28 protein-coding genes are annotated in these 26971 nt (G+C 39.6%); 12 read left to right on the forward strand and 16 right to left on the reverse strand.

Features of this window, described 5'->3' with window-relative positions:
* Positions 1-152 precede the first annotated feature (152 nt).
* The 4 genes from aceK (at position 153) to lepB (ending at position 4072) form a co-directional block, all read left to right on the forward strand.
* A complete protein-coding gene (gene aceK / locus AOR04_RS07560; RefSeq protein WP_096792943.1) occupies positions 153-1925 on the forward strand; it encodes a bifunctional isocitrate dehydrogenase kinase/phosphatase in 1773 nt (590 codons plus the stop codon).
* 64 nt (positions 1926-1989) lie between these two features.
* Positions 1990-2952 carry a zinc-binding dehydrogenase gene (locus AOR04_RS07565; protein WP_096792944.1) on the forward strand — a complete coding sequence of 321 codons (963 nt, stop codon included), beginning with the start codon at positions 1990-1992 and terminating at the stop codon, positions 2950-2952.
* Positions 2953-3014: 62 nt separating this feature from the next.
* Complete coding sequence (locus tag AOR04_RS07570; protein WP_002963210.1) at positions 3015-3269, forward strand: DUF2999 family protein; 255 nt, start codon at positions 3015-3017, stop codon at positions 3267-3269.
* Between the two features lie 152 nt (positions 3270-3421).
* Entirely contained in the window at positions 3422-4072 is a 651-nt protein-coding gene (gene lepB / locus AOR04_RS07575) for a signal peptidase I (RefSeq protein ID WP_096792945.1), read from the forward strand.
* A gap of 36 nt (positions 4073-4108) precedes the next feature.
* On the opposite strand, the gene AOR04_RS07580 is transcribed toward lepB, so the two are convergent.
* Both AOR04_RS07580 and metG read right to left on the reverse strand, forming a co-directional pair.
* Positions 4109-4756 carry a bifunctional 4-hydroxy-2-oxoglutarate aldolase/2-dehydro-3-deoxy-phosphogluconate aldolase gene (locus AOR04_RS07580; protein WP_096792946.1) on the reverse strand — a complete coding sequence of 216 codons (648 nt, stop codon included), beginning with the start codon at positions 4754-4756 and terminating at the stop codon, positions 4109-4111.
* Between the two features lie 128 nt (positions 4757-4884).
* Entirely contained in the window at positions 4885-6906 is a 2022-nt protein-coding gene (gene metG, locus AOR04_RS07585) for a methionine--tRNA ligase (RefSeq protein WP_096792947.1), read from the reverse strand.
* A 187-nt stretch (positions 6907-7093) separates the two neighbouring features.
* Here metG and apbC point away from each other — a divergent pair, with 187 nt between their 5' ends.
* Together apbC and dcd are read left to right on the forward strand one after the other, a co-directional pair.
* Positions 7094-8170 (forward strand): iron-sulfur cluster carrier protein ApbC, encoded by a 1077-nt coding sequence (apbC, locus tag AOR04_RS07590; protein ID WP_096792948.1) that lies wholly within the window; start codon positions 7094-7096, stop codon positions 8168-8170.
* A gap of 6 nt (positions 8171-8176) precedes the next feature.
* Entirely contained in the window at positions 8177-8761 is a 585-nt protein-coding gene (gene dcd, locus AOR04_RS07595) for a dCTP deaminase (protein WP_076923901.1), read from the forward strand.
* A gap of 16 nt (positions 8762-8777) precedes the next feature.
* Here the strand turns inward: dcd and AOR04_RS07600 are convergent, their stop codons facing one another.
* Both AOR04_RS07600 and AOR04_RS07605 read right to left on the reverse strand, forming a co-directional pair.
* Complete coding sequence (locus tag AOR04_RS07600) at positions 8778-9563, reverse strand: CLCA_X family protein (protein ID WP_096794101.1); 786 nt, start codon at positions 9561-9563, stop codon at positions 8778-8780.
* Between the two features lie 24 nt (positions 9564-9587).
* A complete protein-coding gene (locus AOR04_RS07605; protein WP_096792949.1) occupies positions 9588-10184 on the reverse strand; it encodes a tRNA-uridine aminocarboxypropyltransferase in 597 nt (198 codons plus the stop codon).
* Positions 10185-10321: 137 nt separating this feature from the next.
* Here AOR04_RS07605 and AOR04_RS07610 point away from each other — a divergent pair, with 137 nt between their 5' ends.
* Positions 10322-10666 (forward strand): Hpt domain-containing protein, encoded by a 345-nt coding sequence (locus AOR04_RS07610; RefSeq protein ID WP_002959674.1) that lies wholly within the window; start codon positions 10322-10324, stop codon positions 10664-10666.
* 367 nt (positions 10667-11033) lie between these two features.
* Complete coding sequence (locus tag AOR04_RS07615) at positions 11034-12251, forward strand: pyridoxal phosphate-dependent aminotransferase (RefSeq protein WP_033028407.1); 1218 nt, start codon at positions 11034-11036, stop codon at positions 12249-12251.
* Positions 12252-12457: 206 nt separating this feature from the next.
* Here the strand turns inward: AOR04_RS07615 and AOR04_RS07620 are convergent, their stop codons facing one another.
* From AOR04_RS07620 to AOR04_RS07645, 5 genes are all read right to left on the reverse strand, one after another.
* A complete protein-coding gene (locus AOR04_RS07620; protein WP_096792381.1) occupies positions 12458-13636 on the reverse strand; it encodes an IS4 family transposase in 1179 nt (392 codons plus the stop codon).
* Positions 13637-13854: 218 nt separating this feature from the next.
* Positions 13855-14322, reverse strand: coding sequence for a glycine zipper 2TM domain-containing protein (locus AOR04_RS07630; RefSeq protein ID WP_096792950.1), 468 nt, complete (start codon positions 14320-14322; stop codon positions 13855-13857).
* A 16-nt stretch (positions 14323-14338) separates the two neighbouring features.
* Positions 14339-14959 carry a penicillin-binding protein activator LpoB gene (gene lpoB / locus AOR04_RS07635; protein WP_007375407.1) on the reverse strand — a complete coding sequence of 207 codons (621 nt, stop codon included), beginning with the start codon at positions 14957-14959 and terminating at the stop codon, positions 14339-14341.
* A gap of 11 nt (positions 14960-14970) precedes the next feature.
* Positions 14971-15396 carry a YcfL family protein gene (locus tag AOR04_RS07640; RefSeq protein ID WP_007375406.1) on the reverse strand — a complete coding sequence of 142 codons (426 nt, stop codon included), beginning with the start codon at positions 15394-15396 and terminating at the stop codon, positions 14971-14973.
* Positions 15397-15404: 8 nt separating this feature from the next.
* Entirely contained in the window at positions 15405-16769 is a 1365-nt protein-coding gene (locus AOR04_RS07645; RefSeq protein WP_096792951.1) for a COG3014 family protein, read from the reverse strand.
* A 225-nt stretch (positions 16770-16994) separates the two neighbouring features.
* Here AOR04_RS07645 and bufA2 point away from each other — a divergent pair, with 225 nt between their 5' ends.
* From bufA2 to AOR04_RS07665, 4 genes are all read left to right on the forward strand, one after another.
* Positions 16995-17453 carry a BufA2 family periplasmic bufferin-type metallophore gene (gene bufA2, locus AOR04_RS07650; protein ID WP_007375404.1) on the forward strand — a complete coding sequence of 153 codons (459 nt, stop codon included), beginning with the start codon at positions 16995-16997 and terminating at the stop codon, positions 17451-17453.
* Between the two features lie 175 nt (positions 17454-17628).
* Positions 17629-18459, forward strand: coding sequence for an MNIO family bufferin maturase (gene bufB, locus AOR04_RS07655; protein WP_007375403.1), 831 nt, complete (start codon positions 17629-17631; stop codon positions 18457-18459).
* Positions 18456-19229, forward strand: coding sequence for an HvfC/BufC N-terminal domain-containing protein (locus tag AOR04_RS07660; protein ID WP_007375402.1), 774 nt, complete (start codon positions 18456-18458; stop codon positions 19227-19229). Before bufB ends, AOR04_RS07660 begins: the two co-directional genes overlap by 4 nt.
* A 39-nt stretch (positions 19230-19268) precedes the next feature.
* Positions 19269-20138 carry a DMT family transporter gene (locus AOR04_RS07665; RefSeq protein ID WP_096792952.1) on the forward strand — a complete coding sequence of 290 codons (870 nt, stop codon included), beginning with the start codon at positions 19269-19271 and terminating at the stop codon, positions 20136-20138.
* Between the two features lie 21 nt (positions 20139-20159).
* Here the strand turns inward: AOR04_RS07665 and AOR04_RS07670 are convergent, their stop codons facing one another.
* From AOR04_RS07670 to pta, 7 genes are all read right to left on the reverse strand, one after another.
* Positions 20160-21419, reverse strand: coding sequence for an IS4 family transposase (locus tag AOR04_RS07670; RefSeq protein ID WP_157770536.1), 1260 nt, complete (start codon positions 21417-21419; stop codon positions 20160-20162).
* A gap of 99 nt (positions 21420-21518) precedes the next feature.
* On the reverse strand, positions 21519-22217 hold the full coding sequence (locus AOR04_RS07675) for a M15 family metallopeptidase (protein WP_096792953.1): 699 nt from the start codon (positions 22215-22217) through the stop codon (positions 21519-21521).
* A complete protein-coding gene (gene dapE, locus AOR04_RS07680) occupies positions 22217-23347 on the reverse strand; it encodes a succinyl-diaminopimelate desuccinylase (RefSeq protein WP_096792954.1) in 1131 nt (376 codons plus the stop codon). The genes AOR04_RS07675 and dapE overlap by 1 nt, the downstream gene beginning before the upstream one ends.
* Positions 23347-23691, reverse strand: a complete 345-nt coding sequence (locus tag AOR04_RS07685; protein WP_008134091.1) for an ArsC family reductase — start codon at positions 23689-23691, stop codon at positions 23347-23349. The genes dapE and AOR04_RS07685 overlap by 1 nt, the downstream gene beginning before the upstream one ends.
* Positions 23692-23695: 4 nt before the next feature.
* Positions 23696-24193, reverse strand: a complete 498-nt coding sequence (locus AOR04_RS07690) for a PTS glucose transporter subunit IIA (RefSeq protein WP_007375397.1) — start codon at positions 24191-24193, stop codon at positions 23696-23698.
* A gap of 3 nt (positions 24194-24196) precedes the next feature.
* On the reverse strand, positions 24197-24583 hold the full coding sequence (locus tag AOR04_RS07695) for an ACT domain-containing protein (protein ID WP_007375396.1): 387 nt from the start codon (positions 24581-24583) through the stop codon (positions 24197-24199).
* A gap of 233 nt (positions 24584-24816) precedes the next feature.
* Positions 24817-26970: a phosphate acetyltransferase gene (gene pta, locus AOR04_RS07700; RefSeq protein WP_007375395.1), complete on the reverse strand. Its 2154-nt coding sequence runs from the start codon at positions 26968-26970 to the stop codon at positions 24817-24819.
* Position 26971 lies beyond the last annotated feature (1 nt).

The following is a 26971-nucleotide window of genomic DNA, read 5'->3' on the forward strand; positions in this document are numbered from 1 at the left end:
ACGGCTGCAAAATTAACCTCGAAAGGTCAATACGCCCAATAAATTCTATTTATACGCTTTATTAATTATCTAAATTAAAGCCTGCTTGCTAAGGTGTAAACAATTAATAAAAAATAACCGCCATAACTGGCATCAATATAAGTGCTGTATTTATGCAAAATAGGCTAACAAATCAATCTAATAATACGCTGCAAAACGTTATTGCCAGCAAGCTTGCACGATCTGTTTTTGCTGGATTTGAGGCGATGTTTTCGCAATTTTTAAATATTACACTGGGTGCGCAAAGCCGTTTTGAACAACGACAGTACCACAGTGTGCAAAGTGCTATGCGTGAGCGTTTACAGGTTTACGAGCGCGAAGTGAAAAACGTGAGTGAAGCCGTTAGAGTTATTGCTTACGCTGAACTTACTTGCCCACAAACGTGGCAGTTAGCTAAAAATATTTACGGCGATATGGTACAAAATCACGAAAATAAACCTATTGCGCATACTTTTTTTAATTCAACGTTTGGCGCAATTTGGGACGATAAAAAAATTCGTACTGTGCATTTGTTTGTATTAAAAGCAAAGTATCGTAGTGAGCCACGCTCTTATGAAAGCTTAGTTAGCAGGGTATCGCTACATAGTGGGTTTAATAACGCCGTTAAAACGCTTATTACTAATCAAGTATTTAGAGTGCCATTTAGTAATTTAGAACGCGATGTAGCCACATTACAAAGTACGTTAATGCAAGGCGCTAAGCAGCAATGCAAACAGGTGTACGAACTTATCAATTTAAACGACGGGTATATTGAATACGCCAACTCATTATTTTTTAGAAACAAAGCCTGTTATTTAATTGGGCGCTGCATTGCTAAAAATGGCGACAATATGCCTTTTGCTATCGCTATTTTAAATACCGATGAGGGACTAAAGCTTGATGCTGTAATGATTTGCGCCGATCAATTAAGTTTATTATTTGGTTTTGCACGCACCTATTTTATGGTTGATACCGACAAGCCCGCTCGTTATGTAGATTACTTAAGTGTGTTAATGCCACACAAACAACGCTTTGAGTTATTTAACGCCATTGGTTTTATAAAGCATGCCAAAACTGAGTTTTATCGGCACAAGGTTGATACAACTAAAAATAGCCCAGCCAACTTTAAGTATGTCACAGCAGCAGGGACGCCAGGTATGGTAATGCTGGTATTTACTATTGAAGGGCTAGATTACGTTTATAAAGTAATTAAAGACAAATTTAGTGCGCCAAAAACAGCCACCAAAGCACAAGTGAAAGAAAAGTATAACTTTGTAAAACAAGCCGATAGGGTTGGTCGTTTGGTAGACACACACGAATTTAGATATTTAGCGTTTGATTTAAGCCGTTTTAGTGATGAACTTCTTGAGCAGATGAAAAGCCAAATTGGCAGCAGCATAGTTATATCTGGCAAGGCACTAATTTTAAAGCACGTTTATGTTGAGCGTAAAATGACCCCGCTTAATTTATATATTAACCAATGCGATAACAAAACCTTAGAGAGCGTGATGCATGACTACGGTAAAGCAATTAAAGAGTTAGCGGGCGCTAATATATTTCCGGGCGACATGCTAATGAAAAACTTTGGCGTAACGCGATGGGGGCGAGTGGTGTTTTACGACTTTGACGAAATTTGCCCGCTTACCGATTGTAACTTTAGAGACGTGCCACAAACCCAAAATGCACTCGAAGAGCTAAGTAGTAACTCGTATTTTGATATAGCTGAAAACGATATATTTCCGAGCCAATTTAAGGTGTTTTTTAGTGCCAACGATATTGCGTTTAACTATTTTAATAATAAGCACAGTAACTTGTTTTTAGCGACGTTTTGGCAGAGTTGTCAGCAACAAATACATAATGGTTATCTACCCGATGTTTATCCTTACAAACAAAGTTGGCGCTTTTGAGGTTGTTTGAATCTGTGTTCATCCCCATCTATATGTTATTACAGTTTTTAAACTTGGAGTAATAATGAAATATATTTCTCATGAAGATGGCAACCTTGCATTTAGTGAAACCGAAAAACCGGTTTTAAAGAGCCATGAAGTACTTGTTAAAGTTGCAGCAATAGGTGTAAACCGTGCAGACAGTATGCAGCGCCAAGGTAAATACCCGGCCCCTGCGGGAGATAGCCCGATTTTAGGTTTAGAATGTGCGGGTACAGTTACTGAGCTTGGAAAAGATGTAGATAAAAGCTGGCTAAACAAGCGTATTTTTACGTTGTGCTCAGGTGGTGCTTATAGCGAATATGTAGCAGTTGATGCAAAACAGCTTATGGAATTACCCGATGATGTAACAATGGCAGAGGGCGCCGCAATAAGCGAAGTGTATTTAACGGCATTTGGCGCATTATTTGAGTTTGGTAAATTACAAAAAGGGCAAACAGCGCTTATTCATGCAGGTGCTAGTGGCGTAGGCGGTGCAGCAATTCAAATGGCTAAAAGCGCAGGTGCTACCGTGGTTATTACCGCTGGTACGGATGACAAATGCCAACACGCAAAAGAGCTCGGTGCCGATCATGCAATTAACTACAAAACCACCGACTTTGTAGAATATATGAAAGCAAATGAGTTAACAGCAAATGCAATTGTAGATCCTGTTTCGGGTAGTTACTTAAATAAAAATGCCGCTATTGCAGCCATGGATTGCCAAATTATAATGCTTGCATTTTTAGATGGACGTTTTGCAGAAGTTGATTTTGCGGCACTTTTACAAAAGCGTATTTCGTTTCATGCCTCAACGCTTAGAAATCGTAGTATTGAGTTTAAACGCCAGGTACGCGACGACTTTGTAGCACGCTTTTACAATGATATTGCCACTAAAAAGTACGACTTTAACCTGTATAAAACATTGCCTTGGAGCGACGCAAACGAAGCCCATGCTATTTTAGAGCGCAATGAAAACGCAGGAAAAGTGGTTTTACTTGTAGAGTAACTCTTTAATTTTAGGGTTTAGCCCATATACTAAGCCCTATAAAAAATATTTAAGGTTTAATAATGAATCCAATACTAGCAATACTTAAAGAGCACAATGTAAGCGACGAAAAAGTAAAAGCATTGTTTGAAGCGTTTACTCAAAACCCAATGATGGCAATGGCGCTTGTTCAAGAGCTTGGTATTCCGCCAGAAAAGTTACAACAATTAATGGCAGTCGTGATGACTCAACCGCATCTTATTAAAGAAGCGACTGACGAACTTGGTTTAGATTTTGAAAAAGTAAAAGAAGCGAAAGAAAAACTAAATCAACAGTAATTGATAATCTAATTTTCAGATTGATCATATAGCAAGGTAAGCAACGACCTTGCTATACCCGCCGTAAAGCACACACTTTTTGTTACACTCTACATTGAACTGCTCAGCATTTAGTTAGTCATAATAATACTTAATTAACGCAGGGAAATAATATGAAACCGCTTTATAAGTTTTGGAAAAACAACCGATCTCTTATCGTATTTATTGCACTAATGAGCGTATTTAGAAGCGCTGTAGCCGATTGGTACGAAGTGCCAACAGGCTCAATGAAACCAACAATTCAAGAAGGTGACAGAATACTTACCGATAAAATGGCCTATGATATTCGTGTCCCATTTACGCATATAAAACTACTTAAACTAGTGGACCCACAAACCGGTGATATTATTGTTTTTGACTCACAAGCTGCTGATAACCGTTTAATTAAACGTGTAATTGGTGTGCCAGGGGATACGGTTGCGCTTGAAAATAATGAGCTCATTATTAATGGTAAAAAACTTAATTATGCAGATCAGCAAAGCAACATAGACTCGCTTGATAAAATCGAAGATTTAAACGGGTTAGCGCATTCGATAAGAGTGGCAAATATTCCTTCACGTTTATCGGGCTTTGACGCAATTACAATTCCTGATGATTATTATTTAGCAATGGGCGATAACCGCGACAATAGCGCTGACTCGCGTGTAATAGGTTTAATTCCGCGTAATGAGTTATTAGGAAAAGCAGAGCGCGTTATAGTCTCACTTGATTACGATAACTATTACCTACCAAGAAAAGACCGCGTATTGAAAAAGCTCAATTAAAAAAGATGATTAATTTTATAGTTAAAATATAACTGCCTATTTAGGCAGTTCACTTATATATTTTTTTACAAGCTTGGTAAGAACACTACGCTCTTGTTCAGTATTTAATACCTTACAAAAATCGCCACTGACTGCAGCGCCACAAGCACCTGCTTCAAACCACTGAGATATATTATCTAAATTCACACCACCAACAGGCATTAATTGTGCTTCTGAAAAAGGACCGGTTAATGCTTTAAAGTAACCGACGCCCATACTGCCGGCAGGAAATACCTTAATAATATCAGCGTTATATTCAATTGCATTTGCTACATCGGTAGGTGTTAGTGCGCCCATTAATACGGGTAACCCGTACTGGTGGGCAAGTTCGACAACCGATTTGTTGGTATTTGGCGTTACGATAAACTGCGCGCCCGCATCAATAGCTTGCTGGGCAAGGGTGGTGTTAATTATTGTGCCAGCACCAATAAGTGCGTTTTTATGCGCTGCGCGAGCTTTTGCTATTTCTTGCTCAAAGCCAGGTGTGTTTGAAGTGATCTCTAATGAGTGTATGCCCGCATTTATTAAACAATCAATTAATGGAGCTACATCGGTTTGTTGTTTTAAGCGCAGTATGGCGACTAATTTGTGTTGCTTTATTTGGCTACTTACTTTTGTTCTGTTGGTATCTAAAATTTGGGTCATAATTACAATTCACTTTATTTAATGCAAAGGCATTTGTATAAACGGCTAGGCTTAATATACGACTAAACATTACTTTTGCCCATAAAAAAACCGCTGATGTATCAGCGGTTTTTATTGTATGAGTAATATTACATTACGCGCATACCAGGCTCTGAGCCGTCATCTGGGTTAAGAATATAAATTTCTTTTCCGCCAGGGCCTGCTGCTAATACCATGCCTTCAGACATACCAAAGCGCATTTTACGAGGCTTAAGGTTAGCAACCATAACGGTTAGCTTGCCTTCGATATCCTCAGGTGCATAAGCTGATTTAATACCCGCAAACACTTGGCGAGTTTCGCCGCCTAAATCAAGTGTTAGCTTAAGTAGTTTATCTGCGCCTTCTACGTGCTCTGCTTTAGCAATCTTAGCTACGCGTAAGTCTACTTTTGCAAAATCATCGAATTCAATTTCGTCGCTAATTGGCTCTTTTGCAAGTGGGCTGTTAGGGTCAATTGTTACTTTTGGTGCTAAGCTTTCTTTAGATTCTTCAACCATTTTGTTCACTTTATCCATTTCAACACGTTGCATTAACGGTTTAAATTTATTGATAGGGTGGCTTACTAGTGCATTTTGAACGCCGTCCCATGCAAGGTCGTCATTTAAAAACGCTTGTACGTTATCAGCCATTCCTGGTAACACGGGTTTTAAGTAAGTAATTAAAATGCGGAACAAGTTAAGACCAAGAGAACACACTTCGTGTGCTTCTTGTTGCTTAGTTTCGTCTTTAATTAATACCCAAGGCGCTGCGCCATCAATAAATTGGTTTGCTTTGTCGGCAAGCGCCATTATTTCGCGAATTGCGCGGCTGTAATCGCGGTTCTCGTAGTGTGTTGTAATGCTCGGTGCAGCAGCTTGAAACTCTGCTAACAGCTCTGGTTGCATAATAGTGCTGCTTAGTTTGCCATCAAACTTTTTAGTAATAAAGCCAGCACAACGGCTCGCTATGTTGACTACTTTACCTACTAGGTCTGAATTTACGCGCTGTGCAAAGTCTTCTAGGTTTAAATCCAGATCAACAATACCGCTGCTTAATTTTGCTGCGTAGTAGTAACGTAAGTACTCTGGGTTTAAGTTATCTAAATAAGTACGCGCTTTAATAAACGTACCCTTTGATTTAGACATTTTTTCGCCATTCACAGTTACAAAACCATGAGCGAATACGTTAGTTGGCTTTCTAAAATTAGCGCCTTCTAGCATTGCTGGCCAAAATAAGCTGTGGAAGTAGATAATGTCTTTACCAATAAAGTGGTAAAGCTCTGCATCTGAACCTTCAGCCCAAAACGCATCAAAGTCGAGGCCTTTTTCGTCACATAGGTTTTTAAAGCTCGCCATGTAACCAATAGGTGCATCTAACCAAACGTAAAAATATTTGCCTGGTGCATTTGGGATTTCAAAACCAAAATAAGGTGCATCACGGCTAATATCCCATTGCTGCAAGCCATCGGTAAACCATTCGTCTAGCTTGTTAGCCATTTCTTGTTGAATAGTGCCCGAGTGTAACCACTCCTTTAGCATGCCTTCAAATGCTGGCAGGTCAAAAAAGTAATGCTCAGAATCTTTAAGTACAGGTTCTGCGCCTGACATTACAGAACGCGGATTAATAAGTTCGGTAGGGCTGTATGTAGCACCACACGAATCACAGCTATCGCCGTTTTGGTTTTCAGACTTACACGTTGGGCAAGTACCTGTTACAAAACGGTCTGGTAAGAAAATACCTTTTTCAGGGTCGAATAATTGCGAAATAGTGTGCTTTTTAATATGACCGGCATCGTTTAGGCGGTTATAAATAAGTTCGCTTAATTCTTTGTTTTCTTGGCTGTGCGTGCTGTGGTAGTTATCAAATTTGATATTAAAGTCAGCAAAGTCGCGTTGGCGCTCTATGCTCACTTGTTTTACCATTTCTTCAGGCGTGATCCCTTGCTTTTGCGCATTAAGCATAATTGGCGTGCCGTGGGCATCGTCTGCGCAAACATAATAAGCTTCGTGGCCTTGTAGTTTTTGAAAACGTGACCAAATATCAGTTTGAATATATTCCAATAAATGACCTAGGTGAGTAGGGCCATTTGCATAAGGTAATGCGCTGGTAATCAGGATCTTTCGCTGCGTCATAATCATTCCGAATTGAGGATAAAGCGCCGTTTTTATTATACAAACGGCAATTATCATTAATTTATCTACAAGCTATCTGCTTAGAGTGCGCACAGCTTATGGATTTTTATTAATTGACTGGTGTTAATGCCCTGAATGTTACATAATTCCGTGGCACTTTTCATCAAAGAAACGCTATTTAATTGCTATGTTTGGACTGTCGAAACTATTCTCTTCTAAATCGGTGCAAAAACAACCGATTATAACTGCCTTAGCGGCATATCGTAGTGCGGCTTTTGCCGTCGGTATTGACGAAAGCTTTATCGATACTATTACTCAAAATGACGATAAATCACTACACATTAAATTAACTCTGCCATTTGCTGGGCAATCAGAAATGCCTTTAGTTGAGCAACACGTAAGTGAAAGCTTAAATGTGCCTATAACAATTAGCGCCAAGGTTATCATTAAAGAGGCGGCTAAGTTTAAAGCGATTAAACATATTGTACTTATTGCCTCAGGCAAAGGTGGAGTAGGTAAGTCAACTACTGCTGTTAACTTGGCAGGCGCGCTTAAAAATGAAGGCGCAAAGGTGGGTATTTTAGATGCTGACATTTATGGCCCATCTATCCCAATGCTTTTAGGATTAGTGGGCGCAGAGCCCGTCACTAAAGATAACAAACAGCTACAGCCTTTTGATGCAAATGGCATTAAAGCGCAGTCAATTGGCTTTTTAGTTCCAAGCGATGATGCCACGGTATGGCGTGGACCAATGGCGTCAGGCGCGCTGAGCCAGTTACTTAACGAAACCGATTGGGCCGAGCTTGACTACTTAATTGTTGATATGCCACCTGGCACCGGTGATATTCAGCTTACAATGAGCCAAAAAGTACCCGCTAGCGGCACTGTTATTGTCACTACACCGCAAGATTTAGCGCTAGCCGATGCGCAAAAAGGCATTGCTATGTTTAATAAAGTAAACGTACCGGTGCTTGGCTTAATTGAAAATATGAGCCACTACATTTGCAGCCACTGCGGTGAGGCAAATCACGTATTTGGTAAAGACGGCGCACAAAAACTGGCGCACAAGCATGGCGTGCCTGTACTTAGCCATATTCCTCTTGCCATAGATATACGCGAGTATTCTGAGCAAGGTAAACTTATTGCAAACGATAACAACGCCGCGATAAGCAAAACATACAGCGCAGCAGCGAGGCTAATAGCCAGCACGCTTTATTATCAACAGCATCACAATTCGATTGAAATTGTGATTACAGAAGATTAATAAATAATGAGACTTTCAGACACACATATTAATGAATACTTAAGCGATGGCCGCATAGTTATTGAGCCTGCACCAACGAGCGAGATGATTTCCGGTGTAACGGCCGATTTACGCTTGGGTAATAAATTTAGAACTTTTAATGCGCATAATGCCGCATATGTCGATTTAAGTGGTCCAAAAGATCAGTTAAATAAAGCCATGGAATCGATCATGAGTGAAGAAATAGTGCTTGATGAAGGTGAAGCATTCTTTTTACACCCAGGTGAACTTGCACTAGCTATTACCCATGAAAAAGTAACGTTGCCAGCAGATATAGTAGGTTGGTTAGATGGACGCTCATCGCTTGCGCGTTTGGGTTTAATGGTGCATGTAACCGCGCACCGAATAGACCCAGGCTGGAGCGGCAATATCGTTTTAGAGTTTTACAACTCAGGTAAATTACCACTGGCACTACGCCCGCTGATGAAAATTGGTGCTATGAGCTTTGAAATGTTATCGGGCCCGTGTGAAAACCCATATAATATTCGTAAAGATGCAAAATATAAAGATCAAAGCAGCGCAGTAGCAAGTCGTATTAGTGACGATAAATAATCACCAAATATAGACATTACTCGTCCATTTTATGAAGCGCATAACCCAGTAGTTCAAAATAGTGGTTAAGCGCTTCATTTGCTTTATTAATATGCTCACTATTTGGGTATATTAAATTACTACTTTTTAAGCCTCCCACTAAAAAACTATTTTTTATATATGTGTGGCCTTCAATACAGGCTTCAAAACACCGTGCTGCAAGCTCTTCTGGCATGCTCATATAATTCATATTGTGGGCTTTATCGTGTTCTATACACGTTTGTACAAAGTTATTTGCATCAATACCATCTTCATCTAAAAATACATGTTTATAAAAACTGTTCAAAGCATTATTAAGTGGATGCGATAAATTAGGCGTGTTTGAAAGCCACAATTTTGAGGCAAAGCCAAAGCGGGGTTTTGCTGCAAATAAATGCTCGCTTATATGATGGTCAAATGCATGGAACCATTCGTGAGCAAGTGCACCACCGCCTGCATTTTTTGCAAGAGCAAGTGTTTGAGAGGCTGCATTATAATGCGCTTGCACACCTTTTTGACCACCATGACCAAATGCAAAGTTAAGCTTGCCGCGCAGGCCAATAGCTTTGGGCGGTAAATGCAGTATTTGCGCAAGATCCGCCAGCGCATCGTAAATTAAATTGGCGCTAATGTAGCGCTCTTCTTTAGTTACCCATTTACCAACGACCATAGATCTAAAGCCGAAGGTATCTCTTATATCGCTAAAGTCGACTTGGTCGTCAAAGCGATAGTCGGGTCCTTGGCGAGTAAAGCCACGTTTTAGTCTGTTAGGGTAGTTACGCATTGCAAGTTTCATATAGTAACGAGTTTAATCTAAGTAACGTGCTTTTACGTGCTCGGGCATGTGTTGGGTTTGTTTTTGTATTAATTCATTAAGCGCATTATAAAGTGGTGCGGGATTTAGCTGCTCTATTAAAAACAAACTATGCGCTACAGCTTCAAGTGTGGATAGGCTGTCGGCCCGAGGGGCTTTACGAATAGCATAACGATTTTTAGGTAGCTGTTTAAAACTGACCGTTTTAAATTTATTAAGTAATGTGGTGAGTTGCAAAATTTTGTAGGCTTTTTTCCATGTACCATCAACCACGATTAAATGGGTGACGTTTTTTATACTAGGCTGCTCAGCGCTATCGTCTAAATTTATAGCGTGTTCGTTAGGGTAGAGTAAAACAGTTGAGCTTACTGGCAGTGTTTTTAGTATGGAAAAGTCATCATTATTTTCGCCTTTGATTATTTGGCAATCAGTTAGGCATAAATTGAGTAGTTTAGCTGTATTTTTTGCTGTTTTTTCTTCACTCGGGTGCTGTAGAATAATAACCGTAACTTTGTTGTTTATATTTGTAATTGCGTTGCAAATACAGGTGTTTAGTGAAAAGTTACAATGATTACAAAGTGTGCGTGCCATTTAATAAACTTTTTGTTGCCAGTATGATCCTCGTAATTATACATTTATAAGGTAATTAAGTTGGTTTTTTTTACGCATCAATATAAAGTAGTACTATTAAACTGTAACTTACATGGATTGTTTTAAGGGCTTAAAATATGACAGAAATAAATATTGATACATCAGCATTAGAGAGTATGGAATCGTTATTGGGTGAGCAGTTTGCTGATACACTTGATTTTTGCTGCTCAGAGTTTGAACGTTTAGGCTCAGAAGTTTTAGCAACCATTGGTAAAGATAAAGAAGCAGCTATTCGCCACTCCCATAGCTTAAAATCGAATGCGGCGCAGTTTGGAGCTTCAAGCCTTGCTGAAGTATCGCGTGTTATTGAACAAAATTTAAACCTAGATAACTTAGCTGAAGCTATCGACGCATCTAATAGCTTAATGGCTCAAGTAACAGGCTCTCAAGCTAAGCTAAATGAATGGTTAGCATCTCGTTAATTATTGAAGCTGAAACGTGAATTTATTTCAGTATTAAGCACCTAAATTGACTGGCATTTTACGCCTTTACTAGGTTAGTCTAAAGGCTCACTAGGGCGTGTTGATCTTTCGGGATTGAATTTGCAACGAGTGTCTGGTTTTTAGGTTAGGCAGAGCCTATGCAGTGTGGTTTTTCCACATAAATAGGCGATAACAACACATAAAAACTAAACACGCATTGCCCAGAGGGTTCTTCCTAGGGGCTATTTTCTCTTTGTTACTCAATTTTTACTTAGCCCACTAGGTTACAAATCTCGCGCCGCGATTAAATCGCCCCTAGGTTGAACAAATTTAATCCATAAAGTCAATACGCCCTAAAGAGGTAAAAATGTCTGATATTAAAAAGAGTCACAAATTAGAAGGTGTATGTTATGACATTCGTGGGCCGGTTTTAGCACAAGCTAAAAAAATGGAAGACGAAGGTCAAAAAGTATTAAAATTGAATATAGGTAATCCGGCTGCTTTTGGTTTTGATATGCCAGAAGATATGCACCGCGATATTATCCGCAACTTATATTCAGCCCAAGGTTACTGTGACTCTAAAGGCCTCTATTCAGCCCGCGTGGCTATTTATCAGCACTACCAACAACGTGGATTACATAATTTAGATGTAGATAACATTTATATTGGTAATGGCGTAAGCGAACTTATTCAAATGATCACCCAAGCGCTATTAAATAATGGCGATGAAGTGCTTATTCCAGCTCCAGATTATCCACTTTGGACTGCTTCTGTCACGTTATCGGGTGGTAATCCGGTGCATTATTTATGTGATGAAGAGCAAGATTGGTTTCCGGACATTGCAGATATAAAAAGCAAAATAACATCTAAAACTAAAGCGCTGGTATTAATCAATCCTAATAATCCGACAGGTGCGGTTTACAGTGACGATTTGCTAATGCAATTAATTGATATAGCGCGTGAACATAAACTACTGCTATTGAGCGATGAAATTTACGAAAAGATTTTATACGATGATATAACGCATACTTCAATCGGCTCACTTTGTGATGATGTACCAATCATTACTTTTAACGGTTTAGCTAAAACTTACCGTGCAGCGGGGCTGAGAATGGGGTGGATGGTGCTAAGCGGTCGTACCTCAGTTATGGATGATTTACGCAAAGGTCTTGAAATACTTTCATCTATGCGTTTGTGCGCAAATGTACCTGCGCAATATGCAATTCAACAAGCGTTGGGCGGCGTGCAATCAATTGATAATTTGATTAACCCAGGCGGGCGCTTATACGAGCAGCGCGATATAGCATGGCGCGGGTTAAACGCTATTGAAGGCATTAGTTGTAAAAAACCTAAAGGCGCGCTTTATGCGTTTGCCAAAGTAGATACAGCACTTTTTAACGTTAAAGATGATGAAAAGATGATGTACGATTTGCTAAAAGCCGAAAAAATATTACTTGTACATGGCAGGGCGTTTAATTGGCCCGAGCCGGATCATTTTAGGTTGGTATTTTTACCAAGCAAAGATGATTTATCCGATGCGATGTTAAAAATGAAGCGCTTTTTTAAAGACTATCGCCAAGTATAGCTATTAACAAAATAAAAAAACGAGCCAAATTTGGCTCGTTTTTTACTTTAGTCATGAATATATTAGCAGGGCGTGTTGAACTTTGTTCAATCTAGGGGCGATTAAATCGCGACGCGAGGTTTGTAACCTAGCGGGCTAAGTAAAAACCGAGCAACAAAGAGTTAATTGCCGCTAGGCAGAACCCTGCGGGCTGAGGGATCCCCACTTTATCCAGCGGCCTCTTTTTGATAATTAAAAATAAAGTTTTTTAAACTTTTTTCTATATAGCTTTGTGTAATACGTCTCTTACATAGCTTTATGACTTGCTTGGCTAAGGTTAAAAATGAAAGAACTCGGCGATTCTTAACACTATTTGCTTGAAATTTTATATGCCACTTTCTTTTTTCTGCTTCACACCCTATAAACCATAACGCAGTGCTCGCTATTGTGGCTATCAAGCATAATATTCCTATTCTATTTATGCCGGTGCTTTTACTAAAACGCCACGAAAAACCATATCTCAAACTTTTGTCATCGCGGAAATTTTGCTCTATTTGCATTCTTTTACTATATAAACCAACTACTCGCTTACTCGTCATTGTATTGTCTGATGTCGCGAGTAACCATGGCTCTTTCGCTAAGTTTTGATACATTTTTGTATCTTTCGTAAATCTGCTTTTTCCTTTTCTTCCTTTATTTTTTCCATGATATACGTGTAAAAATGCATCGCATGCTGTCGGGCTGGACTGAGTTAGTCGTGCTTGACCTAACGCCTTTGGTATATCGCTGGCACCAGCCCTAAGTTGTTTTAATGTATGCCATTGTGATTGCATGGCTAGTTTACACTTCATTGAGCCTCTTAATCGACCTATCATATGCCAACCAAGTTCGCGTACTTTACTATACCAAGGCGTAAGAAAGCCGCCGTCTGTTACAATATAGACACTAGGATGTCGTCCAAGCACTTCATAAAGTTCATCTAAAAACAGGCTGTTGGTTGCTGGGCTATCAAAATTCTTCTGCTCAACAATCATGTTATAAATCACGATAGAGCGCCCATCCACAAGTAAGCTTGCTCGCAGTAAGTGATAGTCGTGACCACAGGCACCGCTCCAGTCAACGGCAATTGCAAGCATTGGTAAAGAGTCGATAATAGGATGAGCTAATGCTTTATAGATAGCGACCCTTTCATTGTAGAGGTGAGTATTTTTTAAGAAGCGATCAACGCGTTTTATTTTATGTTTTACATCCACAGCGCCAGACAAATTTCTGCCGATTTCAGTTAAGGTAAGTTTATTGCCCGAAATTAATGCATTACTGCAGCTTAGTAATGTTTTTACTCTGGCATTATTGAATGGCGCTAATGCATGTTTAAAGTACTTATGGCAAACTGATGTGTCAGGCATAGCAGTTGTGACTTATGTGGGTTGTGGTGATTTACATAAGATCATAAATTGCTGTGCCTGTCACGTTTTGGGGATTCGTCAGCCCTGCGGGCAGCGCATGTTTGGCATTTATGCTGCGTTATCGCCTATTTATGGGGAACAACCACCGTTCATAGGTTCCGCCTTGTCGAAACACCAAACATGCCGCTGCAAATTCAACCACCAAAGTTCAGCACGGCCTAATACGCTTTATCTACACGCACCGTGTTGTCGTTCAAGTAAACTAATCTTACGTTATCACCTTTACTAAAACGCATTGATTGGTCTTCATCTTGAACAACCATAAACTGGTCGCCGTTTTCAACTTGTATTAATAACTCTACAAAATGATTTTGCTGATAATGACTTTGCTGCTGCCTGTTATGTGCAACACTGCCGCCAATTACCGAGCCTAATATTGTTGCTACTGTGCGGCCGCTACCGCCACCAAACTGGTTGCCTACAACACCGCCGAGTAATGCACCGCCGAAGGTTTTCCAGCCGTTGTTTTTGTCTTGAATGATTTCTTGTTCGGTAATATTGCGGACCGATTTTACGTCACCAAATAAAACTTGCTGCACAGGGACTGCTTTATTGCGCTCGTATTTAGCAAACGTAGGCGCACTTATTATAAGTAAGGCGCACATAATTACAGTAATTGCTTTCATAATTTGCTCCTATTGGCTACCAGCCAAAGGTTGATTTTTCTTTCGTTTTACGAATTTCAGTTTCGTCTGCCCATTCAACTAGGCCGCTTTCCATATCCATTAGACGCATCGTAAATTTATAGTATACGTCTGATTTATCAGCATTTGATTTAACGATACTTGATAAATTTCCGTATAACATATATTGCGCGCCAATTTGTTTACCAAATGCAACGGCTGTAGCAGGGTTAACAAGGGCATCTTCGTTTTGAAACGTTAATTGCTCACGTACTGACTCAACACGAGTCATATCTACAAAACGGAACTTACCGCTGCGTAGCATTTGTGTTGAGATTGAATCGGTGATTGATTCAGTATCAATGTGTTCACTGGTTTTGTTTTTAATACGCTCAACAAATACTACAGGGCGTTTATTAGCGGTCATTGTGCCAACAACGGGTGAGCTGAGTAATGAATCGGTCATTTGGCTCGCTACTTTTTGTAAGTCAGTAGAGCCAAAATTAATATCGGTTGTTTCTACTGCTTGTGCATCGCCATAACTTACTACGGCTTTATTAGCACAGCCACTTAATACTAAAGCGCTCAAGCCAACTAAAGCGTAAGTTGATGCTGTTTTAAATTTGTTACTGATGATCATGGTTGTTTCCTTTAATCTTTAAATTCTTGTGATTCGGTAGACACTTCTCTTACTGCTAAAGAAAAGGTAACTGCATCAGAGCTTGGTGCTAAGCCCGGTAATTGTGTTTTTGCAAAACCAAATAAGGTGAGTGCTTGCCAAGGTGAGTGGTTGCCTTTAATAACAAAGCCGTCTTTATCAAACCAATTAAATTGATACTGTAAATACTGTGATTTTTTATACTGACTCGAAAGTGTCACTACCACATCGGTTAACTGGTTTGTTTGACGGGTCTTTATGTCAGTTATAGTCAGCTTTTTACTTAAAGCTGGGTTATCAACACGTAATTGCTCATTAAACTGGCTTTTATTTTGTTCAACAGAAATACCGGATGTAATCGGTTTACTTGAACATGCACTTAGCATTAGTACTGCTAATAATGGCGCTATGTATTTCATGATGGCTCCTAAAGTTGAACTACGTGGTAATTAAAGTAGTTATTGATAGAGGTTAAGTAAATTAACGTTAACCCTTGCTTACTAATGGTGAAATTTATAGGCGCTTGTGTGCCTATATGCAGAGAATGCTCACCTGTATTTAGGTTTTGCCTTGCAACACTTATTTGATTTGGAAGCGTAAGCCAACTGCGTGTATCAGCTTGCTCAGATGCCAAATTATAAATATTGGCAATTATGTTACCTACATCACCGGCGCTGCGAGCAAACTCTGCACGCACTTTTTCTTTTGCCACTAACCTAAGTACTTGACGGGCTACTTTTGCAGGTATTTGATCTTCTAATGTTTTGGCTGCAAGTGCTTCAATATGTACCAGTGGACTAAGCGTTAAGCTTTGTGCATCAATGTTTATGGCGTTAAGACGGCGCACATAGGCGTTATCTTTATATACCGGCATTGCTAGGCTATAAAAGCGTGCATCGCCACGTGATGAATAAATTGGTAAGCGCAGTTTAAATTCATCTTGTTTTGGTACTAAGCCTTGTTCAAATAAAACAATCACTTCGCCTTGTGATGAAGAAATAGTTGGCGCATCACTAAAACGTTTTTTGAATTCACTTAAGTCTTGCGCAAACCCTTGTTTTTTAGCAAGGCGTATTACGTCCTGTTGTAAATAAATATTGTTAGGTTGTATAGCGAGTGCTTTTTTATAATCAATATAAGCATCGTCGTATTGTTTAGCACTTTGGTAAAGCAAAGCAGATAAGTAAAACGTGTAGGCATTTTGAAAGCCATTTTTTACATCCCTGGTTACATTGTTCATACTCGGGTAGTGCTGTTGCGCTTCTTTTATTGTTGAGTCTATTTCAGTTTGATTTTCTGCAAGTGCATCAACTTGTACTTTATTAGCTCTACGAATTTCTACTAAAGCGCCTTCAATATCATTTTTATATACATAGTTAAGTGCTTTATAACTATGAAGCATGCTCATTTCGTAAGCAGGTGGAACATAGGTAATGGCTGAGTCGTTAGTAAATAACGCATTACTTTGTTCAAGGCCCGCACTAACTTGTATTTTGGCGGCTTCACGTTTTTTTTGCATTTGCGTATACACATTCTCAAATTTGCTTTGTGCATCATTTGCTGTATTCGCTAAGTCGTTTAAACGAGCTTGCTCGAGTTGGTTGAGTAAGTAGCTGCTGTGCAGGGTGCTATTATTAGCAATAAGGGATTGCGCTTCTTCGATATTATTTTTCTCGATCGCATTTCTTATTGGTGTCATTTGCGTGGCATAGTCATTAAATAGGTCACTAAAACCTATTGTGCTACACCCACTTAAAATAAAACAAAAGCTTAAAGTTATACTTAGGCGCACTGCGCACTCCTCTTAATTTACCTGCATACATTAACATATTATTTTTAGCTAAATGTGTGAAATATTGTAAAAAATCGTAGAGTAAAATTGCCTGCTAATCTAGAAATATAAGATCACACTGGTGAACAAAACGTGAACTCTATTAATTTTTTATCAACTACACTGAAATAGTAATTTAGCTTTTACGGTCTAGCTATTTGTTATATCACTTAGAGGAAATAAAAAATGAAAAAGTTCACAGGTGCAGCAATGGCTGTAATGGTTGCAGGTTTAGTTGGTTGTAATGCTACAGAGGCAGAAACATCACCATCAAGTTCTGTTGCAAATAATGGCGCAACAACTGATTTAGTTCATTGTTACGATGCAAATGTGTGTGGCGGTCATAACGATTGTAAAACAGCTGAAAATGCATGTGCTGGTCAAGCATCATGTAAAGGTACTGGTTTTGTAGCTATGCCTGCAAAAGCGTGTGCTGACGTTGGCGGTAAAGTAAAAGATAAATGGGTTGGCAGTGTAGCTAAAGCTGATTTAGTACATTGTAATGATGTAAATGTATGTGGCGGTCATAATGATTGTAAAACAGCTAATAACGCGTGCGCTGGACATGCATCATGTAAAGGGACTGGTTTTGTATCAATGCCAGCAAAAGCATGTGGTGACATTGGTGGTTCTGTAGGTAGCTAATACCAATTTTATTAAAAATATGATCTTTTTATCGCATTAAATAGCACACTTATTGCGTTATTTTCTTAGCGCTATAATAGATCACAAATTTAATGCAATTGGTATAAAAATTTATCGAACGCATAAAATAAGCCTGAACGATGTATTTTATTATTCAGGCTTATTAAGGAAGTTTATGACAAATCGTTTTTTAGGTTTTGGTTTAGGACTAAGAGCCCCTCATTTTGAGCAAATTATTGCAGAGAAACCAGCTGTAGATTGGTTTGAAATTATTTCAGAAAACTATTTTGTAGCCGGTGGAAAACCTTGGCATTATTTAAATAAAATCAGATCTGATTACCCCATTGTGATGCATGGTGTATCAATGTCGATTGGTAGTACAGACGCAATCAACAAAGACTATTTAAATCAGTTAAAAAACACCATTGCAAGAGTAGAGCCGCAGTGGGTGTCTGATCATTTATGCTTCACTCAAGTTGGCGGCATAAATAGCCACGATTTACTGCCAATGCCTTACACCAATGAGGCGCTTGAACATTTAGCTAATAAAATATCGCAAGTTCAGGACTACCTAGGCCGAGAGATGATTTTTGAAAATGTGTCGAGTTATTTAACATACAACGCTTCACAAATGAGTGAGTGGGAATTTTTAGCGCAATTACATAAGCAAACTGGCTGTAAGTTTTTAATGGATGTAAACAATGTTTATGTAAGTGCACGTAATCACGACTTTAACGCAATGGATTATTTATCGGCTATTCCGAGTACTGCTATTGCGCAAATTCACTTAGCAGGACATCAAGACTTTGGTACGCATATTATAGATACTCATGATGAAGATGTCCCAGATGCGGTATGGGACTTATATGCTCAGTATGCAAAAACATTAGGCCCTGTAAGTACTATGATTGAACGCGATGATAATATTGGCTCCCTTGATGATTTAATAACTGAACTTGAGCATGCTAAAACGCTAGTGAAACCGTTTTGGGATATTAGAGCATGAGCGATTTAGCGAAGCTGCAACAACAGTTTATGGATTTACTGCAAGGTGAAAGTTCGGATATTAGCGACCAAATTGCGCAGCAAGGGCAGTTAAACACACAACAGCGACTCTCTATTTATCAAAACGCTTATAAAATTCGTTTAAGAGCTGTTGTAGAACAAGATCACGAACAGTTGGGCATTTACTTAGGTGATGATTTATTTGAGATGATGGTTGATGGTTATTTAGCTTTATATCCTTCAACTCATACGTCACTACGAATTTTTGCAGATAAATTACCTGATTACTTAGCCACCAATACTCCTTTTAACGATTACCCCATACTTGCAGATATAGCCAAATTTGAACGACTATTGCTAAGCGCGTTTGATGCAAGCGATAAAACATTACTCAATGTATCAGAGCTTGAAAGTATTGAACCACAGCAATGGCCAAATTTACTATTAAAATTACATCCAAGTGTACAGTTAGTCGCGTTTAATACGTTGGCGGTTGAAAGTTGGCAGGCAATAAAAGAAAAGCAAACACCGCCAGAACCAATAGCCTCAGAACCTCGCTTTTGGGTTATTGCACGTGATATTGACAGGCGTACACAATATTTAAGCGTTGATGCACAAGAGCATCGCTTACTGAATCTATTAAAACAAAACACACCCTTTGCACAGTTATGCCAATCCTGTTTAAATGAGCTCCCTGGTGAGCAAATCGCTGGGTTTTTAATTACTAAAATTAATCAGTGGCTTGAACGTGGTTGGTTAATTAACGAGTAAGTTTAAACAACAATGTTTTTTTGTTGCAAAGGAATTTTTTTGAAAGCCACCATATACACAATCATTGCTTTAATTGCGTTTGCCGCAAATTCTCTTTTTTGCAGAATGGCTTTAGCCGAAGGCTATATAGATGCTTGGAACTTTACAGTTATTCGCTTACTAAGTGGTGCAGCGTGTTTGGGCATTATAATGGCTATTTATACCCATAATTTAAAAGGTAAAGGCACATTTAACCCCGCTATTATAAGTGACAGAGGAAGCTGGCGAAGTAGTATTAGCCTTTTGGTTTATGCACTTTGTTTTTCGATTGCTTACGTAGAGCTTGATACAGGCACTGGCGCACTTATTTTGTTTTCCGCTGTGCAACTTACTATGATTGGCTGGGGTATATATCAAAAAGAGCAGTTGAGTGTGCTTCAGTGGTGCTCGTTTATAGTGGCGCTAGGTGGCTTTGTATATTTAATGCTACCATCTGCTGCAGTGCCTTCACTGTTTGGTGCATCACTTATGGCACTCAGCGGTATAGCATGGGGTATTTACAGTATTCGCGGTAAAGTGTGTGTATCGCCACTGCGTACTACTGGGTTTAACTTTATAAGAAGCTTAGTTGCTATCCCTGTTTTATTACTCGTAGGTATGAGTTATTTAAAAAATATCAGTATTGAAGGGGTGTTACTTGCGTGTGCCTCGGGGGCAATAGCGTCTGGAGTTGGTTATAGTGTTTGGTATGTAGCAATGCCACTGCTTAAAAGTACCCAAGCTGCTGTTGTGCAGTTGTGTGTGCCGGTACTTGCAGCCATTGCTGGGGTTTTGTTTTTATCTGAGCAGGTAACAATGGAGTTTGTAGTCGCAAGCTCCTTAATATTAGGGGCCGTGCTGGTGTTTATTTTAAATAAAAAGAAGGCTTAATATAACCTCATAGCTTAGTTCTTAAGGAACACAGACCGTGTGACTTCCTATCTTAAAACGGCAAATATCATTGTTTTTCTCAATGCTTTGCCGCTTACAATTTACCGCTAGTAGCTCAAATACACGATGTATCTTATGGCTGCACCGTGTTTGTTCTATGCAATCCAGAATATCATCCAACCAAAGATAACTGCACTTACTCGCTCTAAATGTCGAGATCGCACACTTAAACATACCCGCTGCACTATGGCAGATAAAACGCTTGATAAGTGTTTGCAGTATGCTCAGCCAAACCAATGATTCGGCAATATGAGGATCTCGTGTGATGAACCCTTTAAGGTTATTCCATGACTTTAGTTCTTTGAAAAACAACTCAATTTGCCAACGAGTTGCATATATATCGAGTAGTTCGTCAAAGCTAAACTGTGCCTCTTTTAAATTAGTAACAAGGAAAACGGGGCGCTTTTCATTCGGTAAATAGATAAGCCTGTACTCGGGCCCATTTTTCTTCCAACGTACTGTTAATTCAAGTGGTTGGCTTGCGAATTTATCGAGTAACGTTTTGATTTTAATGTTCTTTTCTTTAAGTTCTATACCCGCGCAATAAGCTGATGTAACGATTGGGTTAATGTTTTTATTTGCTCTGATCAAAAAATATCCGCCATCTTGAGCTACTTGCTCAAAGTAATCTAAGTCAAAATACCCAGCATCAGCAAGTAATAACGTATCTTCAAGTGTGTGGCTACCTGGTAAAAAGGCGCGCTCAGTTTCAACATCAGGACGAATATCTATTTCGCAGGGTTGTTCATTAAATAGGTCATAGGTAACGTGCAACTCAATTGCGGCAGGACTTACAGCAGTAAAACGACCAGCAAAAACCTGCGCTAATTCATCATGTAGAGCAAATGAAGAACCATCTTGCAATAACACTCGCTGTACTCCTCGCTGGGTAAAAAAGGTTTTATCCAGCGTGTTTACAGTCAATTTAGACATCGCTTGAATAACGAGCTCACGGACAAGCTCAGTCAAGGCTGGTTTTCGAATTTGATTATGAAAGGGTTTATAACTTATCGTGCAATTAGCCTGCGTTCGCAAGTTTTGATGGATATCTGACAAGTTAGCGTCTTGCAGGCAAGATAAGCTTTTAAACACGGCTTTGAGCAGAGAAACGATCGACAGGCAACGGTGTCGAACTTGAAATCCAGAGGTTTTTGCAAGCTCAATGAGGTGTTTTTCTGAGATAAGGGCTTTTAATTGGTTTGAAACTTGGTTAATCTGCATGTGAACTCTGTTTTTAGTCATGTTTTTATTGGCGTAACTATTTGATCATTAACAGAGTTCAACTTCAAGTTTTCTTAAGATCCAACCTATGAATATAACCTAACCTTCTTTTAGGTGTGGGCTTACGTTTGTTACAAAGCGTGTATAAATAGCAGGTAAGTTATCAAGTATCGCCTGCTTGCCCTGTAGTTCACTGTTTTTTATACATTCAAAAAGTACTTGCTCGCTAAGTTTATTCACTAATAATTGTGATTGCTTAATATGGCTTATATGCCAAAGCTCAGGTGCGACGCCACCTAAATCATGCTGGTAAGGGCGATAAAAGCCAAATTTAACTAAGTTAGTATCAAGCCAATTACTTAAAGGCGCAAAAGGCCCACCTTGTAGGTATTCATCAGGTGCTAGCTGCAGTTTATAATCATCACTTACCGCAGCTTTATCAAACACATCTAAGTCAGTCCCTAAATGATGCCTGCTTGCCCCAGGTAGTGCAGAGTAGAGCATTATTGCTATACATTTATCAATCTCGCTTAGCTTAGTTAAATCTACAACTTCTTGCTGTTTATTATAAACAGGTCGACTACCTAAAAACTTATTATTCCAAATAATTGACTGACGTTCAAAGTCGCGAAAACTTGAGGCAATAGTAAGATCAAATCCCGCTTTTTGAGCTGCACTTTGCAGCGCTAAAAAGTCGCTAATAATAGCGCTGTGCAAGTGATGATTTTGTATATCAGTTAAATGTGTATCACTTTGCCCTGTAATACACATTATCGATGTTGGTTGAGTGGCATCCATTATGTTAAAAGTTGCTCTAATATTTGCTCGTAAATGTTGGTAAGGGCTATTAAATCATCGGTACTTACGCATTCATCTACTTTATGAATAGTAGCGTTACGTGGCCCTAGTTCAATTACTTTAGCACCTGTTTGCGCAATAAAACGCCCGTCAGATGTGCCACCTGTGGTTTCTAGGTTTGTGGTTAAACCGGTTACCGATTTAATAGCATTGACTGTGGCATCAACAAGAGGTCCGTGCTCGGTAATAAAAGGCAAACCATTTACTATCCAACTTAATTCATAATTTAAGTTATGCTTTTGTAGAATGTCATTTACACGTTGTTGTAATTGCTCATGCGTTACTTGCGTACTAAATCTAAAGTTAAACTGTATTTCTAGTTCACCCGGGATCACATTACCAGCACCTGTGCCGCCATTAATATTTGAAATTTGAAAGCTGGTAGCAGGGAAGTATTCATTTCCGTTATCCCACACCGTTTGGCTAAGCTCAGTAAGTGCAGGGGTTGCTAGATGAATTGGGTTTTGTGCTAAATGTGGGTAGGCTACATGCCCTTGTACGCCCTTAACGGTTAAAAAAGCGGTGAGTGAGCCTCTTCGACCATTTTTAACAACATCACCTAGTACATCTCGTGATGAAGGTTCGCCAACTAGGCACATATCGATTTTTTCACCGCGTGCTTCTAGCGTATCAATTACACGAGTCGTCCCGTTTACAAATGGACCTTCTTCGTCAGAAGTAATTAAAAATGAAATTGAACCTTTATGATCTGGGTGCTTAGTAACAAAACGCTCGGTTGCTACAAGCATTGCTGCAAGTGAGCCTTTCATATCGGCAGCGCCACGGCCATGTAAGAGACCGTCTTTTATTAATCCTGAAAACGGCGGATGTTGCCAATTTTTTTCAGGGCCTGTTGGCACCACATCGGTGTGACCTGCAAAACAAAAGTGCGGTGATTGTGTGCCTTTTCGAGCCCAAGTGTTAAGTGTGTCGGTAAAAAATAATGGCTCTATATTAAAACCAACCGCAGCAAGGCGATCGTTCATCATCTGTTGGCAGCCAGCATCTTCGGGGGTTACTGACTCTCGTTGGATTAGCGCTTGAGCGAGTGCAATTACGTCAACAGTCATTATTTAAAAATCTCATCGTATTGAACTGCTTTAAAACCTAAATGGTAGCTGCCATTGTTTACGAGTACCGGACGTTTGATCATTGCAGGTTGTTCAACTAACAGTGAAATAGCACTCTCTTTAGTTAAGCTTTGTTTCTGCTCATCAGTTAATGCACGATAAGTAGTACCACGTTTATTAACAAGCTGTTCCCAATCAAGCTTATCAGCAAAGTCACTCACCATTTGCTCATTTACGCCATCTTTACGGTAGTCGTGAAAAGTAAATTCGACATTGTTATCGGTTAAATATTTTTTAGCTTTTTTAATCGTGTCACAATTGCTAATGCCGTATAAGGTAATCATAGATTTAATTCTTCTTAATAATAGTTAATAGGGTGTCTTCACCCGCTTGTACCAGTGAGTGAGAGTAATGAAATGTACCAAGGTTGTGGCCATTTAGTAAAATGAGGCTAGCAAGCATAGGAGTATCGAGCTCTCGTAAATCAAAATAAGCAAGGCGTTGGCCTTTGATTATTTTGCTACCATTGAGCTGTGCTATATGAGTGTGTGTAATTGGTTGCGATGTTGAAATGGTTAAGTTGATTAACACTTTCAACCCATTTTTTGCTTGTAATATAAACTCCGTGCCTGCATTTTTTACCTGTAATAAAGTGCCATCAAACGGCGCTAAAATTTTATGGTTAGTTAGTTGCACTATAATACCTGGCCCAAGTGTGCCAAAGCGAAACAAAGGTTCTGGATGTTCATTTAGCTCCAGTACTTTGCCTGAAAAAGGGCTGGTAATATTAATGGCGTTACGAGGTATTTTGTTTTGCGCAATATATTCTACTTTTTGTGCTTTCATAATTTATTCAGCCACCACATTGTAGCCATCTTTTTTTAGTGCCGTAATAGCTTGAAGTGCAGTTTGCTTTTTTACAAGTATGTAATCGGTGTCGTAGGTTGAAATTGAAAATATAGATATTTTAGCACGTGCTAATACGCCCGAAATATTGGCCATTATCCCGGTTAGCGAAAAACCAAGTGGGCCAACAACTTCAAGTGCTTGCCAATTTGGCTCTGTGTCTAGGCTGTTTATTTCAAAGCTACTAGGGCATACAATTGAAAGTTCGTCGTGGGTTTTAGAAATAAAAAACAACGGGAGTTTTAACAGCGCCGCAGGTATGTCGGCATCTATATCTAAGCTATGTATAGATAAAACGGTGCTGTGTAATTGTAATGTTTGTTTTGACATTAAAAACCTGCGAAACAGCAATATCGGTAGGTTTATAGTATAGATTATTAGCTTTAAATTAAAGGTGTAACAGTAACTAACCTGATAGTAAGTGAGTTAATTCCCGAAGGTAGAAAAACTTACCCACAATTTCTGTGGATAAGTATGGGGGTTGCAGGGTATAAATAGCCTAACTATTTAATTATTAAATAAATAATAGCTAGGCTATAAAAAGCACATGTTAGTGTTGGTGTTTAATTAAGTGCTTCAGCTTGTGCTGCTTGAATGGCCGTTAGTGCAATGGTATACACAATATCATCAACTAATGCACCACGGCTTAAGTCGTTAACAGGTTTGCGCATACCTTGTAGCATTGGACCAATACTTATTAAATCAGCGCTACGTTGTACTGCTTTATAGGTAGTATTGCCTGTATTTAAATCAGGGAATATAAATACAGTCGCTTTACCTGCAACAGGGCTATTAGGTGCTTTTTTAAGTGCCACGTTTTCCATAATGGCTGCGTCGTATTGAAGTGGCCCATCAATGATTAAATCAGGACGCTTTTGCTGCGCTATTTTTGTGGCTTCGCGTACTTTTTCTACATCAGCGCCCGTGCCAGACGTACCCGTACTGTAACTGATCATAGCTACACGCGGCTCTATACCAAATGCAGCAGCAGAGTCGGCAGATTGAATCGCTATATCTGCAAGTTGTTCAGCATTAGGGTCTGGGTTAATCGCACAGTCACCATAAACTAACACTTGGTCAGGCAGCAGCATAAAAAACACGGATGATACTAACGATGATCCTGGCGCTGTCTTAATTAACTGCAGTGGTGGGCGAATTGTATTGGCAGTGGTGTTTACTGCACCCGACACTAAGCCATCTACCTTACCTTGCTCAAGCATCATTGTGCCAAGTACCACGTTATCTTGCAGTTGCTCTTGCGCGACTACGGCAGTTAGACCTTTGCTTTTTCGGATTTCGACCATAGGCGCAATATAATCATTAATGATGCTTTTAGGCTCAATAATACTTACGTGTTCGTTAAGCTCAATCCCTTGTTGCTCTGCAATGCGCATTATTTCTTCGCGATCGCCAAGCAATATAGTTTTAGCAATGCCGCGTTGGCCACAAATAGCAGCCGCTTTAATAGTACGAGGTTCATTGCCTTCTGGTAGCACAACTGTTTTTCCGGCTTTACGGGCTTTGTCTGTTAACAAGTAACGAAATGCTGGAGGCGATAATTTACGTGTTTTACCTACGCTTTTTGCTAACGTGTCTAACCAGTCAGAATCAATATGTTCAGCGTTATGATCTTTTACTTTTTCAATTCGTTGGTCGTCGTCGTTTGGTACTTCCATATTAAAGTTATGCAGTAATAACGAGGTGCGCCATGTATCGCCATCAGTAGCGAGTATAGGCAAGCCAGTTTGCATAGCTTGCTCACACAAGGCCATAATACGTGGCTCTGGCTCAAAGCCACCGGTGAGTAATATAGCGCCAAGCTTAGTGCCATTCATAGCTGATAAACATGCAGCTACGAGTATGTCTGAGCGATCGCCTGGTGTTACCAATAAGGCACCTGGGGTAAAGTAATTTAAAATATTTGACACTGTACGCGCACAAAAAGTAATACGACGCAGGCGACGATGCAGCATATCGCCTTCGTTTATTATCGTTGCTTTTAAATACGCGCTTAAATCTTTTACGCGAGGTGCGACTAAGTCAAAATCCCACGGAATTGCACCAAGTAACATAAACGGGTTTTTTCTAAAAATAGGTAACGACGCTAAACGATTTAATTCGTTTTCAAGTTCTTCTGGTTTGTAGGTGTCAACTAAATCGGCGCGAGCGCGGCCCTCTTCATCAAGTGGCGCATTTACTTTATTAAAAATACAGCCAAGTACGCGAGGGTGATCAATTCCACCATAGTTACCCGCTGCGATTTCAAGGCGGTCTTCTATTTGTGTAATGCTGTAATTACCGGGGGTGAGTACAAATACAATGTCGGCGCCAAGTGTTTGTGCAATTTCACGATTTACACGTCCAGCGTAAGGTTGACGACGAGTAGGGACCATACCTTCTATGATGGCTACTTCATCGTCGTTTATTTTGCTCTCAAAACGCTCAACAATTTCCTCTAGTAGGTCGTCACCTTTGCCATCGCCAATCATTTGCTCTGCGTAATCGAGTGCAAAAGGTGTAGGTGGGTTAATCGGTGAGCCTTGGGTAACTATTTGCGTTGATTTTTCAGGGCCCGTTTCACCCGAGCGGGGCTGCGCAATTGGTTTAAAAAAGTTAACTTTAACTGTTTTTTGCTCAAGAGCGCGGACTAAACCAACAGAGACAGAGGTTAGACCAACACCTGTAGAGACAGGAATTAACATAATACGACGCGCCATA

The organism is Pseudoalteromonas sp. 1_2015MBL_MicDiv (genome assembly GCF_002407505.1).
Classification (GTDB): Bacteria; Pseudomonadota; Gammaproteobacteria; order Enterobacterales; family Alteromonadaceae; genus Pseudoalteromonas; species Pseudoalteromonas fuliginea.